Here is a 1536-nt window from a genome sequence, read left to right on the forward strand (position 1 = left end):
TTGTGTTCGTCAGCAGCAGAGAAACGAGATTATGTAGCAGTTTGTTTATCGCGTCAACTACTTTTTTGCGATTCGTTTTAAATTTTTTCGTCTTCGCTATTACTACCGCCCGACTACTTCCATTTAAAACGCCCTTCAAACTGCTTCACTACTCTTTGCTTCGCCGACATCCGTCGCTCTGTTTTTCAACTTCGCTTCGTGTGTCGCGTCAGCAGGGGGCGAACTATAGCAACCCACCCCACAGTGCGCAAGCGGTTTTTGAAAAATAAGTGAAAATAGTTTAGAAGAAAAACCGCCAGGCCATCTCCCACTACCTCACAGCCCAATACTCACGCTGATTTCCGGCCTACAGGAATGAGCTGCCCTTCATCAAGAGAAGATGCCTTCGATAACAAAAGTAGCGTGCGATAAAAAATCGCCGCTCTGAGTAACTCAGAGCGGCGATTCCTTTTGACTTATTACCGTGTCCTCTCCAGGGAAAGGACTGGCTGTGCGATCAGCGCTTTTGACGCAACTTCTGGATCGCTGCCAGCTGGGCCACTGCGGCGGCCAGTTCGGCCTGGGCTGCGGCGTGGTCGATCTTGGAGTCGCGATTGACCAGCGCTTCTTCGGCCAGCTTCTTCGCTTCGTTCGCCTTGGCTTCGTCCAGATCAGCACCACGGATCGCGGTGTCGGCCAGAACGGTGACGGCATCCGGCTGCACTTCCAGCAGACCGCCGGCAACGAACACGAATTCCTCGTGAGCCTGGCCCGCGACCTTGATACGGACTGCACCTGGCTTGATGCGCGTGATCAGCGGGGTGTGGCGGGGATAGATACCCAGCTCGCCCGCTTCGCCCGGCAACGCGACGAATTCAGCCTCGCCGGAGAAGATTTCCTCTTCCGCCGAGACCACGTCCACGTGAATAGTATGTGCCATGTCGTTTCCTAGTCGATTGGCCACCATCGCGAAGGATGGTGGCGCCAATCAGTCAATATTTACTTACCTGCGGTTGCAGGCACCACCCCGATCCGGCCTAGATGACTGCTTGGTCCGGACCTGGTGCGATGCCGACAACAGCCAGTGAGTCTTAGTTGATCTTCTTGGCTTTTTCGATTGCTTCTTCGATGGTACCGACCATGTAGAACGCTTGTTCCGGCAGGTGGTCCAGTTCGCCGCTGGCGATCATCTTGAAGCCCTTGATCGTGTCCTTCAGCGAAACGTACTTGCCCGGGGAACCGGTGAACACTTCGGCGACGTGGAAGGGCTGCGACAGGAAACGTTGCATCTTACGAGCACGTGCCACCAGCAGCTTGTCTTCCGGAGCCAGTTCGTCCATGCCCAGAATCGCGATGATGTCACGCAGTTCCTTGTAGCGCTGCAGGGTACCCTGGACAGCGCGTGCGGTCTCGTAGTGTTCCTGGCCGACCACTTGCGGGTCCAGCTGGCGCGAGGTCGAATCCGCGGATCGACGGCGGGGTAGATACCCAGCGAGGCGATGTCACGGGACAGAACGACGGTCGAGTCCAAGTGGGCGAAGGTGGTTGCCGGCGACG

General features: G+C 56.2%; 1 protein-coding gene and 1 pseudogene. Both read right to left on the reverse strand.

Annotated elements, in window-relative coordinates:
• Positions 1 to 496: 496 nt before the first annotated feature.
• A complete protein-coding gene (locus ACIPHN_RS25690; protein WP_400441990.1) occupies positions 497 to 919 on the reverse strand; it encodes a F0F1 ATP synthase subunit epsilon in 423 nt (140 codons plus the stop codon).
• A 151-nt stretch (positions 920 to 1070) separates the two neighbouring features.
• Positions 1071 to 1536: pseudogene (locus tag ACIPHN_RS25695) on the reverse strand (F0F1 ATP synthase subunit beta); the annotation flags it as partial.

The organism is Herbaspirillum sp. NPDC087042 (assembly GCF_044745245.1).
Classification (GTDB): domain Bacteria; phylum Pseudomonadota; class Gammaproteobacteria; order Burkholderiales; family Burkholderiaceae_D; genus Herbaspirillum.

Coding starts and splice junctions, on each gene's coding strand:
- ACIPHN_RS25690 (WP_400441990.1), bottom strand. CDS start 919: ATGGCACATACTATTCACGTGGACGTGGTCTCGGCGGAAGAGGAAATC.